A 14,556-nucleotide genomic window follows, 5' to 3' on the forward strand; every position below is an offset into this window, starting at 1 on the left:
TCTTTGAGTCTTTGAGTCTTTGAGTCTTTGAGTAAAAATTATAAAATCTGGTAATACTAGATAAGCGCTTTTGTAAAAAATTATCCAGTAGTTATTTTGATGTCATTCCGCACTTGATGTGGAATCTGCATATGTGTAACAAAATCACTTTAAAAATAATTTTACAACCACTTGAACATCAATGGCTCAATTAAAAAAATTATTCTTTTGCGATAATTAATTATTGTTTATCAATAATATTAATATAGTTTTGTGGTTGTTAAATGATAAATGCTTTGTTATGAAATTGGTTAAAATATTAAAGTATACCCTTTATGCCTTTATGAGTTTGTATTTACTTATGACTATAATTAATCCAATTGCGATGTATGGTCCGTTAGGTGGTTTTGGGTCACAAGCATATGCTAACTTAATAAGTTATGGGAGCTTAACAGGAGTAGCCGGAACTATAATTTGCTTTAACGGAGCTAGGGTTTTAAAATCTTTTGAAGAGAATAGTTTTTCATTTGAGGTAATGAGTAACTCTTTTAAATGGATTGGGCTTTGTTTATTAATTGCTCTATTAGTTCATTCCATTTTGTACACCTATTTAAGCGATGCACAAGATGAAGAGTTTTTTATAAACATGTTTGATACCACCTTAGTATTGAGTATTTCAGGTTTTTTCTTCTTAGCCATATCCCAAATCATCAAAAAAGCAGATTATTATAAAACACAAAACGATTTAACGATTTAATTATGAAGAGCTTACAAGTATTGCGTGCTGTTTTGGGATTTGTATATTTTTTTGGATGGATGGCAGCCATAGGATCACCTATCTTGTTTATAGATCCTGTGATACATCGTGGTATACAATTGAGTGGCTATACGGTATATAATATTCACTGGAGTTTTTACCTGGTAGCTGGTGCTGTGGTGATTGGGTATTTTTTCTTTGTTGCGATGATCTATTATTTACGCAAAGTAGCGTGGAGTATAAAGCCTAAAAAATTATTTCAGGATGACCTAGCTCCGTATTTTAGAAAGGCAGGCTGGAGTTGTATCATTGGAATTATCATTACTAAAATTCCGGTGGTAATATACTTCTACAGTGTTCAAATAAATCACCCTGATACCGTAGTGACTAGAAATGGTTTGAGTCCTGGATTAAGTTATGACTCGTTTTTTGTGATTACAGCTTTTGGACTGTTTTTACTTATTATGGGAAAGATTACACAAAACGCTAGAGAATTACAAAAAGAAAACGATTTAACGATATAGATTATGAAACAAAAAAGATACTTTGATAAATTCACGATAGGCTATACCATGTTTTTTATAGTCATTGCTGTTCTGGTTTTACTAGGTAAATTTTCTAAAGAAATATTAAAACGAAATAACTTAATTACCTCAACATCTTTAGAGACTCCATTAAGTGTCATTGAAATTACACAAAACACTGCAGGTATTGTGATTTTTATGTTAATCATTTATTCGGTTTTCTGTTTTTATAGATTTATGAAAGGTTCTAATAATGGTAAACTTTTCTCTAGTGAATCCTACAAATTATGGAAACAAATAAGTACCGTTTACATTATCATAGGTGGTATAGCTGCTTTATTATGTATTCTTGATTTTAAATATGCAGGCTTAATTCCTATAGGTGGTTTGCTTAGTTCTGTTTCATATTCCTTCAGTAAAATATTTAAAGACAGTGCCAAACTTCAACAAGAAAACGATTTAACGATATAGATTATGAACATAAACGCACTTCAATTGTTGAGATGTTTAATAGATATTATTTATATGTACTTTCTGCTAGTTTTAAGTTACATGATCTATTTATCGATAAAGGTTCTTTTTATCGGTAATGGATTTCAGGATTTAGCCATGGAATCAGATTCTAGATTAATTGCTGTGACAGACGTTTCGTCTGGAACAGTATATCTTTTAGGGGTTATAGCAATCCTAATGATCTTTGGTATTCTACATTACTGCCGCAAAAGCATTATTATATGGTACAAAAAAGATTTTTTTAATTCTGATGTTTCTAGATACTTAAAGATTGCCGGGCTTCTAACTTTATCTAGTATCGCCCTCAAAAAAATACCTGTTTTAATTTATGATCATTTCAACCCAGAAATAATTGACGACGTGTTTCCTGTAATAAACAAGATAGATCTTAGTTTTGGTTTAGAATCTATCGTTATAGCAATGATTTTCGGGCTATTTCTATTGATTCTTTCGCAGGTTTTAGCCCAGGCAAGAAACCTTAAAAATGAAAACGACCTAACCATTTAACCATGCCTATATATATTAATCTAGACGTAGTCCTAGCACAAAAAGGCATGAAAAGTAATGAGCTGGCAGAGCACATAGGAATCACTACAGCAAATCTTTCCATTCTTAAAACAGGAAAAGCTAAAGCAGTGCGGTTTTCCACTCTAGAGGCTATTTGTGAGGCGCTGGAGTGTCAGCCTGGTGATATTTTAGAGTATCGAAAAGATTGATCTATGGGAATTGAAAAGATAATCATATATTAGCGACACTTTAATAAACTACACGATGAAAAAAGTAATATTTCTAGTAGCACTATGTATAGGAACTATAGCGAGTGCACAACAATTGAGTATGGACTTAACCAAAGCTCTAAAAAATGATGATACTAACGCGATAAGCACTCTAGTCACTGATGATAACAAAAACACTTGTTATGAGGTAGGTAGAACAAGCTCATCTGTAGCTCACCTAGCAGTTCAAATGGGAAGTGCAGACGTTCTTGAATTCTTAATTCAAGAAAAGAAAGTAGATCTTAACAATACTTGTGGTGGATTAACTCCATTAATGCAAGCTGTAAAGTATAGTCAACCTAATTTAGTAGCTATTCTAGTAAAAGCTGGTGCAGACACTACGATTAAAGTAGATGGTAAAACTGCCGCAGACTATATTACAGAAGGTGATCGTGCAGCTAAAATTAAAAAGCTGTTAGATTAATCTACTTTTATAAAAATTTTAAAAAAGGCTATCTTTAAATTCGTTTTCTCATTTTCAGATTGACCCTGTAGAATTCTAAACTATTTTTTAATAGTTCTGAGACAGGTTCCATGTGATCATTGAACTATTAAACGGTATTTAAAGATAGCCTTTTTCTATAATCATATGAGATGCGTTCAACTCATTTAGGGTATCAAAAAACAATAGATCTATACGGTTGTAATACAGCCACTATAAACTCAAGAGCTTTTATTGAAGAGACTCTACTAGAGGCTAGTGCGCTAATGAATCTCACCATAGTAAACTTTACGTTTCATGAATTTTCGCCTATAGGTATAAGTGGAGTTATCGTAATAGAAGAAAGTCATCTCACCTTTCATTCCTGGCCTGAACATGATTATGTAGCTATTGATATTTTTACTTGTAATTCTGATTATGATCTCACAGCTGGTATAGAATTCTTAAAAAAGAAATTTGATGCCCGAGAATTAATTCAAGAGGATGCGGTAAGAGGAAATTTATCTATTGTTGAACGTTTAAACTCTAATCGATGAATTTTAAAAATAAAATATGCGGTTTATTAGATGATGAACGCGGAAATCAAAAAGGTGACAACCTCGTACATTACTTTATTTCTGGTTTAATAGTAGTAAACATCATCACTCTTTTTTTAGAATCATACCAAAATATATCCTCTGAATATGGAGGTGTTTTAAATTTTATTGAAGTTTTCTCTGTTGTAGTGTTTACAATTGAATATCTAGCTAGAATATGGATAGCAGATCTGATTTACAGTGATCAAGGTTTCCTTAAAGCACGTTTAAAATACATGTTCTCCTTTATGGGACTGATAGATTTATTATCTATTCTACCCTTCTATTTACCATTTATCTTTAAAATTGACTTACGTGTGATAAGGTCCTTAAGGCTGTTACGTCTTCTTAGGATATTAAAACTAAACAGACATTCAGAAGCTTTAAAGATCATTAGTAATGTATTTAAGAAAAGTAAAAATGATATTATAGTAACTGTATTTGTAGTTTGTATTTTACTCATAATTGCAGCCACTCTCATGTATGATATAGAAAATGAGGCACAACCAGACGCTTTTGAAAACATAGGTCAGGCCTTATGGTGGTCTGTAGCAACTTTAACTACTGTAGGTTATGGCGATATCTATCCAGTTACCGGCTTAGGAAAGTTTTTAAGTGGAGTTATTGCGCTCCTGGGAATAGGAATAGTTGCTCTTCCTACTGGAATTATAAGTTCTGCTTACATAGATGAGATACAGAATAAAAAAGCTGAAAAATGCTGTCCCCATTGCCATAAAGAACTTTAAACTATGTTTTGGAACAAAAAAAAGGTAGATTTCAACCTTTTCAAGGAAGGAATAGAAATAACCATAAGAAAGCAAAAATGGATCATTACAGAAATATGTAATTATGACTGGAATGTAGATGGTAAAAGTATAGAGTACCTTATTAAAAACAAGGATGGAGAGGAACGGTTTTTAGAAGTCGAAAGACACGAAGGTGCTTATGAATTGTATTTTAGTGAGGCTATTTTACTAGATGATCAGGACATGAAAACTGCTATTCAGGATGGTTTTATCACCTTCAATGGTGAAGTCTATGACCTTGAAGAAAGCTATACAGGAGCATTTAAAAATGAAACCACTATGAGTTCATGGACACCTGTAGAAAGTTATTTATTTTACAATAATGAAGAAGTAATGATTACCATAGAAATTACAGAACAAAAAAGTTATAGTGCTTTTTACGGCATTGAAATGAAAGAAAGTGATATTCAGTTATAATAACTACCTATGCAAATAATAAAACACATAAAAACAGTAGCTATAATCCTATTAACCCTAACGATAGTTGCTTGTAATGAAACAGATCAAAGTATTACCGTAGACAGAGAACCTACAGATAAACTAATCGCCCAACTAGGTAATAAAGATTACTCGATCGTTCTCAACGATATGGATATTAGAGATCAATCAGGTGTCAAGAGATTCCAACACAAATATAATGTGCTTAAAGTGGAAAATGACACATTGCTTGTGGACTCACTAGACTGGAAAACGGTTAATCGTGCTTATTTTGAAAAGCATGAAAACGATCTAGGCATGGAAATCGTTTCTCATCACAACGGTAAATTATCAAGAGAAGCTCAACCTGTAGGCTTTGGTTGGGCAATAGGCAATGAAAAATACGGTTCTTGGGAAGAAGCGACTAAAGACTCCACCTCTACTACAAGTTCTACAAGAACTAGAAGATGGAGATCTAATGGTACCGGATTTCTTTTTTGGTACTGGATGATGAGAAGACCAGCTTATCAAAACAACTACAATGGTTATAGGTCTGCAGCCTCAAGAGGTGCTTCATATTATGGTAACATGTCAAATGGAAGCACCCAATATGGTACACGCAGTAACTATCAAAAAAGTAAAAGACCATCATTCTTTACAAGAAAAAGATCCAGCAGCACCTGGAATAGTTTTAAGAGTAATAAAGCTAAACGCAGTAGCTCGAGATACAAGAGCGCTTCCTCAACTAGATCTAGGTCTGGTGGTATAGGAAAATAAATAGAACAGGACATTGAAATCTAGCTCAAAACAGAAATCTAGCGTTTTAAAAATTGCTCTTTTAGCCACTGGTTTTAGTGGTATAGTAGCAGAGTATATTCTGTCCACCTTAGCTAGTTACTTCATAGGAAATGCTATCCTTCAATTCACCTTGATAGTATCCATAATGCTATTTTCTATGGGACTAGGTAGTAGGATCAGTAAAGCATTCTCTACTCATATAGTGTTGTACTTTATCTTATCAGAGCTTACTCTATCCTTGTTAGTGTCTTTCAGTGCTATCATTGCTTATATCATTTTTGGGGTAACTAACAACTCTTGGATCGTAATTTACCTGCTCTCCATAGCCATAGGTTTATTAATAGGGCTTGAGATTCCTTTTGCAACACGTATCAATAATGAATTTGAAGAACTAAGAGTAAACATTTCTAATATTCTAGAAAAAGATTACTACGGTAGCCTTTTAGGAGGACTATTTTTTGCCTTTGTAGGCTTACCATACTTAGGCCTTACTTACACACCTTTTGTGTTAGGAATTATAAATTTTGGGATCTCCTTTTGGCTATTTTATGAACTCAAGTATAAGCTCACACAAGGTGTTCAAAAAACACTTCACATTCTATATGCTATTACTGCTATAGCCATACTATCAGGGCTTTATTTTGCAAAGCCTCTTGTTTTATTTGGCGAGCAATCAAAGTATAAGGATAAAATCATTTATAGTAAACAAACTAAGTATCAAAAAATCGTCATCACTTCATGGAATGAGTGGTACTCCTTATATATCAATGGTAATCAACAGTTATCTACCTTTGATGAATATTTATACCACGAACCTATGGTTCATAGTGTGATGAATTTAAGCGATGCCAGAAATAACATTCTAGTTTTAGGCGGTGGAGATGGATGTGCTGTTCGTGAAATCTTAAAATATGACGACGTAAAGAAAATCACCTTAGTAGATCTAGATCCAGAGATGATTGAATTAGGGAAATCTAATGCCATTTTTAACGCCATCAATGAGAACGCTTTTCAAAATGAAAAAGTCCAATTAATCTCAAAAGATGCGTTCACTTTTCTTGAAAATAGTGATGTTACATATGATGTCATCATTGTTGATTTACCAGATCCTAATAACGTGGATTTAAATAAACTTTATACTAAGGAGTTTTATAAACTATGTTATTTAAGATTATCAGATAAAGGGGTTTTTATCACCCAATCTGGTAGCCCATATTATGCCACTAAAGCATTTTATTGCATCAATAAAACCCTAGAAACAGCATCATTTCACACTTTACCCTTACGCAACCAGATTCTTACCTTAGGAGAATGGAGTTGGATAATAGGTAGTAAAGACCCTATTTCACTTGACGATTTCAATAAGATGAGTTTTGAAAGCAAAAACCTAAAATGGCTTAACAAAGAAGCTCTTCCTGGTCTTACTGCGTTTGGAAAGCCCTTAATAGATACAACTGGAATTGAAGTAAACACTATTTTTTCTCCTACACTCTATCGCTATTATCAACAAGGAAACTGGGATTTATACTAACTAAAAAGCCTCGATTCATAAGAATCGAGGCTTTTTAATATTCTAATAAAACATATTAGTCTGCTAAGACGATTGCTTTATTATCTTTCATTTCTATAACGCCACCAGTAATTAAAAAGTCTGTAGTGCCGCCTTCACCTTTTGCAAATAAACTAGCTACAGTCTCATCAATCTCTACTTTACCAAAGATCTTTACAGCTCCTTTTACAAGTAAAGAGACCACTGGCGCGTGATTATCGAGCATCTGAAATTGTCCATTAATACCTGGTACAGATAATGATTCTACTGAACCACTATAAACCACTTGCTCTGGTGTAACTATTTCTAAAATCATATCTTTTGGTTATGAATTATAGAGTTATGAGTTTTCACTTATAACTACAACACTCAAAAATTTATGCCTCAGCAAGCATTTTTTCTCCTGCCTCGATTGCTTCTTCGATAGTTCCTTTAAGGTTAAAAGCACTTTCTGGAAGGTGATCTAACTCACCATTCATAATCATGTTAAATCCTTTAATAGTATCCTTAATATCTACTAGCACACCTTTAAGACCTGTAAACTGCTCTGCTACATGGAACGGCTGAGATAAGAAACGCTGTACACGACGTGCACGACTTACCGCAAGCTTATCCTCTTCAGATAATTCTTCCATACCTAAAATGGCAATAATATCCTGAAGCTCTTTATAACGCTGTAACAATTCTTTTACATTTTGAGCACACTCATAGTGATCTTTACCTAGAATCTCAGCTGTAAGAATACGAGAAGTAGAATCTAGAGGATCTACCGCTGGATAAATACCTAACTCAGCAATTTTACGAGAAAGTACGGTTGTTGCATCTAGGTGAGCAAATGTAGTTGCTGGTGCTGGATCGGTAAGGTCATCTGCAGGAACGTAAACCGCTTGTACAGATGTAATAGATCCTTTTTTAGTAGAAGTAATACGCTCTTGCATCGCTCCCATCTCGGTAGCTAGTGTAGGCTGGTAACCTACTGCCGATGGCATACGACCTAAAAGTGCTGATACCTCAGAACCTGCTTGTGTAAAACGGAAAATGTTATCAACAAAGAAAAGTACATCTTTCCCTTGTCCATCTCCAGCTCCATCACGGAAATACTCAGCAATAGTAAGACCAGATAATGCCACACGTGCACGAGCTCCTGGTGGCTCATTCATCTGACCAAAAACGAAAGTCGCTTTTGATTCTTTCATTACTTCTTTATCTACCTTTTGTAGATCCCATCCACCTTCTTCCATAGAGTGCATAAATGCATCTCCATATTTTATAATTCCTGATTCTAACATCTCACGTAAAAGGTCATTTCCTTCACGCGTGCGCTCACCTACTCCAGCAAATACTGAAAGTCCACCGTGACCTTTTGCGATGTTATTAATCAATTCTTGAATCAATACTGTTTTCCCTACTCCAGCACCACCGAATAGTCCAATCTTACCACCTTTTGCATAAGGTTCAATAAGATCGATAACTTTAATACCTGTAAAAAGTACTTCAGTAGATGTAGAAAGGTCCTCAAATGCTGGTGCTGATCTGTGAATAGACAGACCTTTATCACCTGTTTTTGTAAGGTTACCTAAACCATCAATCGCATCACCGATAACGTTAAAAAGACGACCATAAACATCATCTCCTATAGGCATTTTAATAGGGTTTCCTGTAGCATTAACTGCTGTACCGCGAGAAAGACCATCTGTTGAATCCATAGAGATCGTTCTTACAGTATTCTCACCTATGTGAGACTGCACCTCTAATACTAGAAGGTTGCCATTAAGTTCTACCTCTAGAGAATCATAAATTTTAGGGAGTGCGCCTTGTGCACTATCAAATGTTACGTCTACCACCGGACCGATGATTTGTGAAACGCTACCTGTAATTTGAGACATTATGTAATGTTTTTAAACTTAAAAAGATACGGCTTAAAAAGCCTTTTTTGAGTGGCGCAAAGATACTGCTTTCCACTTTATATAATAACTAGAATTTTCAATTTTTTTTGCCTTGTAGAATAATGTGCTAAACAATACCAAAAAAAAACAATTAAATAGTCTAAATATTTTTAATTATTCCTTTTGGTAAACTTGAAATTTTATATAAAACGCTTTCGCGAAAGCGTAAAAAAACCACTTAATTTCTCAAGTGGTTCTATGTATTTAAGATAATTACTTAGGTTTACTCCACCGTAACCGACTTAGCCAAATTGCGCGGTTGATCTACGTTCTTACCTAACATTACAGCGATATGGTAGGATAATAATTGTAAAGGGATAGTAGTTAAAAGTGGCGTCATAAATTCAATAGTGTCTGGCACCTCTATAACGTGATCTGCAAGGTTGCGCACATCTAAATCACCTTCTGTAACGATACCTATAATCTTACCACTACGAGATTTAATTTCTTGGATATTACTAACCACCTTTTCATAATGACCTTTACGAGTTGCGATAACCACTACTGGCATTTGCTCATCAATTAGAGCTATAGGTCCATGTTTCATCTCTGCCGCAGGATAACCTTCAGCATGGATATAACTTATTTCTTTAAGCTTTAAAGCTCCTTCTAGAGCTACTGGGAAATTAAATCCACGGCCTAAATAAAGACAATTAGGTGCGTCCTTATAAATAGCTGCTATTTTTTCAATGTGCTCATTAGATTTTAGAGCTTGTGCTACTTTCTCTGGTATATTATTTAATTCCTGTAAGCAAGCATGGAAGTCACTAGTAGATATCTTACCTTTTTTCTTTGCTAATTGCAGCGCTATAAGGGTAAGCACTGTTATTTGAGTAGTAAAGGCTTTAGTAGAGGCGACTCCTATTTCTGGACCTGCATGTGTATAAGCTCCTGCGTGTGTTTCTCGAGAGATAGAACTACCTACCACGTTACAAACCCCAAATACAAAGGCTCCTTTCTCTTTAGCCATTTTAATAGCCGCCATAGTATCTGCTGTTTCTCCACTTTGAGAAATAGCAATAAGAACATCATCTTTATCGATTACAGGATTTCTATATCTGAACTCTGAGGCATATTCTACTTCTACTGGAATTCTTGCTAGATCTTCAAATATATACTCAGCTACAAGACCTGCGTGCCATGAAGTTCCACAAGCAACGATTAAAATGCGTCGCGCGTTTAAAAACTTATCAATATGATCATCAATACCAGCCATTTTAATAAGGCCTTGATCTACTAACATTCTGCCTCTAAAGGTGTCTCTAATAGCTTGCGGTTGCTCATAAATCTCTTTCAACATGAAGTGCTCGTAACCGCCTTTTTCTATTTGCTCAAGGTTCATTTGCAATTCTTGAATATAAGGAGCTACTAATGAATCATCATGGATTTTACGTATCTTCATGTCTTTATGAGTACGTACTACGGCCATTTCACCATCTTCTAGATAAATAGCTTCTTTAGTAAACTCTATAAAAGGAGACGCGTCACTCGCAATAAAGAATTCATTATCTCCTACACCTATAGCAAGAGGAGATCCTAATCTAGCCACCACTATTTCATCAGGTTTTTTACGGTCAAAAACCGCAATTGCATAAGCACCTATAGTTTGATTCAACGCTATTTGTACTGCTTTACCTAGCTTTACTTTTTGCTTATTTTTTACATCTTCTATAAGGTTTACTAAAACCTCAGTATCTGTGTCTGATTGAAATGTAAAACCTCTATTCCTAAGCTCTTGCTTTAATGGCTCATAATTCTCTATGATACCGTTATGGATAATGACTAAATCACCACTGTTAGAAAAATGAGGATGCGAGTTTACATCATTAGGCACTCCATGGGTAGCCCATCGGGTATGCCCTATTGCAATAGAACCATTTATTGAAATATCAGCTTCTAGCTTTTTTTCAAGATCAGCAACTTTACCCTTTGTTTTTGAAAACTTAAGGTCAGTACCGTCATAAATAGCAATTCCCGCACTATCATAACCTCTGTATTCAAGCCTCTTAAGACCGTTTAAAACGATAGGATAAGCATCACGATGCCCTATATAACCCACAATTCCACACATACTTCTCTCTTTTAATTGTTAGGATCTGTATAATAAATTTCAAACCTTAATCGCTTCTCGGGATCACTAGATAAATTACCATGTAAAATAGTTCCCTCATGTGAAATTGCAGCGCCTGTTAGGACCTTCTCAGCTACGTTAGGGGTTTTCACTTCTCCATTAGAAATTAAGTTAACGTTTTGAGTCACAGCCAGGGCCAGTCTTACATTTTCGATGTCTCCGTTAATGATACTATTAATATGTTGCGTTAACCTTAATTTGTACTTCACACCTTGTGAGCTCTCATCCTCATTATCTACTCTCTCTAATCTTCCTAGATGGTTGATGTTTGAGTTTAAAGCATTATTACTGGGGTTCAATGAGAAATCAGCTAAAATCGAATCATCCTCAAAGTTGTATATGATGATACGCTCAGGCTCTGTAGATCCCGCATCAACAGCAGCTTGGTCCACAAAAAAAGTAAGTGATGCCTCATTTATAATCCAGTTATTTTCAATTATTTGAGTAAGCTCATCTGCTTCACCATTCATATCTAAATCAGGACCAAATAAATCTAAAAGAGCCATAGATCCAGGACCGCCTTTTAGATAAAGGCGTTCTTCACCAGCAACATCATCATTAGCGGCTTGTATATCTGAGATAATTGAAGGGTTGTTTATACTATTATCGATAAGACTTACTCTATTACCATCAAAAGACAAGCTGAACTGACTATCTACTTCTATTAATTCCAGTGTATCCCCATCATTATCTATGTCACCTACATCTACAAAACTAATTGTTAAGTAAAAAACAATTTCGGCTTCGTTAATATTAAGATGCACTAAATTTCCATTATCTATAATACTATTAATCTTAAAATATAGCCCCCTAAAATAGTTTTGAAAGTTAGGATTACTTTCTAAGTTACCAGTTCCCTGTTGATTAATAATTGTATTTTCCCAAAAAGGTTTATCTAGCTGCACTCTTAATCTAGGTGTTAAGCGTTCTGATTCATTAACAAAACCATTCTCATCTGTTTCAGTCAATATTACCTCCTCAGGGCTAGGTAAATAGCTAAATGTTTCATAAACGAGAGGTCCTTTTTGAGCGTCTATGGTCGCGCCCAAGTCAGAAAAATACACTGCCGGGTCTTCAATAGCATCAGGATTAAAGTTATTTAAAAAATAATTATTTTGAAAAATTTGCAAATGATATCGATCTCCTCCATAGAGTGAGTCAATCTCGTAGACTCGACTATCGCCATCTATTTCAATAACTCTAGAATAATAAGGAATACTAAGCACTACACTATCTAAAACTGGACTATCTCCAAAGCTAGGTGTAGATGATGGTAAACTCAACTGAGTTACAAAACTATAATCTGTTCTTCCATAAACGGGATCATTATAAGACCCTAAAGGCATCGAGCTAAAGTTATTAGTTTGCACAGGCCCAAGCAATTCACTCCACGCAACTACATCAAACTCCTGCATTTGAATACGATCCTCTAACTGATCTGCACCCAGGATATCACTTCCTATAGTATTCAATTCATTATCACAAGCTGCTAATCCTATAACAAGTCCTGCAATAATTGAAGCGTTAAGAATAACGCGCTTCACTTTACTCTTCATTATCTTTTTCATCTAAAATATCGTTAAGATAGAATTCCTCATAAGCATCTGCAAACTCCTCGTGAGAATGATACTCTAATGTGGGCTTCTCTAGCGAGTCTATGTAAGCGTTTAAATCTGGATTTAACTCCTCACTCGCTTTTATAACACCATCACTAAACTTCACAGCATTCATCATTAAGTTGAGATAGGTTGGGTCTTCAAACTCTGCAACTGACTCGTCATCTAGCGCGTCAAACTTAAGTTTATCTATCATTTCAGTATCTAACGTTCCTTCAAAGGATTGATTATACACTGAGGTAACTATTTTACTATCCTCAAATAAAGGATCATTACCATAATAGTTTTTAATATATAAAGGCAACAACCCGGCAAGCCATCCATGAACATGAATAATGTCTGGTGCCCAGTTTAATTTTTTAACCGTTTCTATAACTCCTTTTGCAAAAAAGATCGCACGCTCATCATTATCATCAAACATGTTTCCATCTTCATCAGTAAGCGTTGCTTTACGTTTAAAATAATCTTCATTATCTATAAAATAAACCTGCATTCTTTCCTTTGGGATAGAAGCTACCTTAATGATTAGAGGCATATCTAAGTCATTGATAATCAAATTCATACCACTCAAACGAATCACTTCATGTAACTGGTGTCTACGCTCATTAATATTTCCAAAACGAGGTGTAAATATTCTAATCTGACCACCGCGATCATTCACCATTTTAGGACTAAAATAGGACATCGATGACGCTTCGGTTTCTGGTAAATAAGGGATAACTTCTGAGGATACGTATAATACTCTTTTTTCCTTCATAAATTGTTTTATTGTTGCCTAACTTTTAGCAAGTTGCAAAAATACAAAATTTCTTGCAATTTAATGGTTTAACCTTATGTTTGTACAGCTTATTAACTCTAGCACTGATGGTATTTAAAACCCATAAAACACTTACCTCTAAGGTTAAAGAATTTAAAACTAAAGGTCTCAGCACTGGCTTTGTCCCTACTATGGGCGCCTTACACAAAGGTCATCTTTCTTTAATGGAGCAAGCCCTAGAATCTAATGATATCCTTGCAGTATCTATATTTGTAAACCCTACGCAATTTGACAATACTGGTGATTTAGAAAAATATCCCAGAACTGTTGAGCAAGACGTTTCTCTTATATATGAAGCCTTTGGTAAGGAAAAGGTAATCATTTACACGCCTACAGTAAAAGATATCTACGGCCATAGTCCTGTGTCTAAAAAATATAATTATGATGGTTTAGAACATGTCATGGAAGGTGCTAATAGACCTGGCCATTTTGATGGTGTAGGAACTATTCTCGAGTTTTTATTTCATAAAGTACAACCCGACGCTGCTTATTTTGGCGAAAAAGATTTTCAACAATTACAAATTGTAAAAAAGCTGGTTGAAAAATTAGAATTACCCATAGCTATTATAGGATGCGCCATAAAAAGAGAACCACATGGTCTAGCCATGAGTTCTAGAAATGAGCGATTATCCAGTGATTCCAGAGAATATGCAGCTTTCATTCATAAAAGTCTTGTAAAAGCTAGAGCTCATTTTAAAAACCACAGTATTCCAGACACCATAGCGATGGTAGAATCGCTTTATCACAATCAATCACGATTAAAACTAGAATACTTCACCATCACCAGTGAAGAAACACTGGTTCCCGTAAAACGCAAATACCACAAACATACTTATAGAGCGTTTATCGTTGCACATATAGAAGATGTGCGCTTGATTGATAACTTGCGATTATCTTAATTTTAAGGTTT

At 34.7% G+C, this 14,556-nt stretch carries 17 protein-coding genes; 12 read left to right on the forward strand and 5 right to left on the reverse strand.

Going from position 1 to position 14,556, the window contains the following annotated elements:
• The first annotated feature begins 280 nt into the window (after positions 1–280).
• The 11 genes from ACTF48_RS00005 to ACTF48_RS00055 all read left to right on the forward strand — a co-directional run bounded on the left by ACTF48_RS00005 (position 281) and on the right by ACTF48_RS00055 (position 7,118).
• Complete coding sequence (locus tag ACTF48_RS00005) at positions 281–736, forward strand: DUF2975 domain-containing protein (RefSeq protein WP_438961079.1); 456 nt, start codon at positions 281–283, stop codon at positions 734–736.
• Positions 737–738: 2 nt separating this feature from the next.
• Entirely contained in the window at positions 739–1,260 is a 522-nt protein-coding gene (locus tag ACTF48_RS00010; protein WP_438961080.1) for a DUF2975 domain-containing protein, read from the forward strand.
• Between the two features lie 3 nt (positions 1,261–1,263).
• A complete protein-coding gene (locus ACTF48_RS00015; RefSeq protein ID WP_438961081.1) occupies positions 1,264–1,731 on the forward strand; it encodes a DUF2975 domain-containing protein in 468 nt (155 codons plus the stop codon).
• A 3-nt stretch (positions 1,732–1,734) separates the two neighbouring features.
• The gene (locus ACTF48_RS00020; RefSeq protein ID WP_438961082.1) at positions 1,735–2,280 is read left to right on the forward strand and encodes a DUF2975 domain-containing protein; all 546 of its coding nucleotides are present in this window, start codon (positions 1,735–1,737) and stop codon (positions 2,278–2,280) included.
• 2 nt (positions 2,281–2,282) lie between these two features.
• Positions 2,283–2,489 carry a helix-turn-helix domain-containing protein gene (locus ACTF48_RS00025; RefSeq protein ID WP_438961083.1) on the forward strand — a complete coding sequence of 69 codons (207 nt, stop codon included), beginning with the start codon at positions 2,283–2,285 and terminating at the stop codon, positions 2,487–2,489.
• A 55-nt stretch (positions 2,490–2,544) separates the two neighbouring features.
• Positions 2,545–2,973, forward strand: a complete 429-nt coding sequence (locus tag ACTF48_RS00030) for an ankyrin repeat domain-containing protein (RefSeq protein ID WP_438961084.1) — start codon at positions 2,545–2,547, stop codon at positions 2,971–2,973.
• A gap of 170 nt (positions 2,974–3,143) precedes the next feature.
• Positions 3,144–3,527, forward strand: a complete 384-nt coding sequence (gene speD, locus ACTF48_RS00035) for an adenosylmethionine decarboxylase (RefSeq protein WP_438961085.1) — start codon at positions 3,144–3,146, stop codon at positions 3,525–3,527.
• Positions 3,524–4,312 carry an ion transporter gene (locus tag ACTF48_RS00040; protein ID WP_438961086.1) on the forward strand — a complete coding sequence of 263 codons (789 nt, stop codon included), beginning with the start codon at positions 3,524–3,526 and terminating at the stop codon, positions 4,310–4,312. The genes speD and ACTF48_RS00040 overlap by 4 nt, the downstream gene beginning before the upstream one ends.
• A 3-nt stretch (positions 4,313–4,315) precedes the next feature.
• Complete coding sequence (locus tag ACTF48_RS00045; protein ID WP_438961087.1) at positions 4,316–4,789, forward strand: DUF4178 domain-containing protein; 474 nt, start codon at positions 4,316–4,318, stop codon at positions 4,787–4,789.
• Between the two features lie 9 nt (positions 4,790–4,798).
• The gene (locus ACTF48_RS00050; RefSeq protein ID WP_438961088.1) at positions 4,799–5,566 is read left to right on the forward strand and encodes a hypothetical protein; all 768 of its coding nucleotides are present in this window, start codon (positions 4,799–4,801) and stop codon (positions 5,564–5,566) included.
• Between the two features lie 13 nt (positions 5,567–5,579).
• Complete coding sequence (locus tag ACTF48_RS00055) at positions 5,580–7,118, forward strand: polyamine aminopropyltransferase (protein WP_438961089.1); 1,539 nt, start codon at positions 5,580–5,582, stop codon at positions 7,116–7,118.
• Between the two features lie 55 nt (positions 7,119–7,173).
• Here the strand turns inward: ACTF48_RS00055 and ACTF48_RS00060 are convergent, their stop codons facing one another.
• From ACTF48_RS00060 to ACTF48_RS00080, 5 genes are all read right to left on the reverse strand, one after another.
• A complete protein-coding gene (locus ACTF48_RS00060; protein ID WP_438961090.1) occupies positions 7,174–7,452 on the reverse strand; it encodes a F0F1 ATP synthase subunit epsilon in 279 nt (92 codons plus the stop codon).
• 61 nt (positions 7,453–7,513) lie between these two features.
• Positions 7,514–9,022, reverse strand: coding sequence for a F0F1 ATP synthase subunit beta (gene atpD / locus ACTF48_RS00065; protein WP_438961091.1), 1,509 nt, complete (start codon positions 9,020–9,022; stop codon positions 7,514–7,516).
• Positions 9,023–9,305: 283 nt separating this feature from the next.
• A complete protein-coding gene (gene glmS / locus ACTF48_RS00070) occupies positions 9,306–11,153 on the reverse strand; it encodes a glutamine--fructose-6-phosphate transaminase (isomerizing) (RefSeq protein ID WP_438961092.1) in 1,848 nt (615 codons plus the stop codon).
• A gap of 11 nt (positions 11,154–11,164) precedes the next feature.
• Positions 11,165–12,781: a DUF4270 domain-containing protein gene (locus ACTF48_RS00075; RefSeq protein WP_438961093.1), complete on the reverse strand. Its 1,617-nt coding sequence runs from the start codon at positions 12,779–12,781 to the stop codon at positions 11,165–11,167.
• Positions 12,759–13,586, reverse strand: a complete 828-nt coding sequence (locus ACTF48_RS00080) for a glycogen/starch synthase (RefSeq protein WP_438961094.1) — start codon at positions 13,584–13,586, stop codon at positions 12,759–12,761. The genes ACTF48_RS00075 and ACTF48_RS00080 overlap by 23 nt, the downstream gene beginning before the upstream one ends.
• Before the next feature lie 104 nt (positions 13,587–13,690).
• On the opposite strand from ACTF48_RS00080, the gene panC reads away from it, so the two are divergent.
• On the forward strand, positions 13,691–14,545 hold the full coding sequence (gene panC / locus ACTF48_RS00085) for a pantoate--beta-alanine ligase (RefSeq protein WP_438961235.1): 855 nt from the start codon (positions 13,691–13,693) through the stop codon (positions 14,543–14,545).
• Positions 14,546–14,556 lie beyond the last annotated feature (11 nt).

The sequence above is a fragment of the Nonlabens sp. genome (assembly GCF_965660805.1).
GTDB lineage: Bacteria > Bacteroidota > Bacteroidia > Flavobacteriales > Flavobacteriaceae > Nonlabens.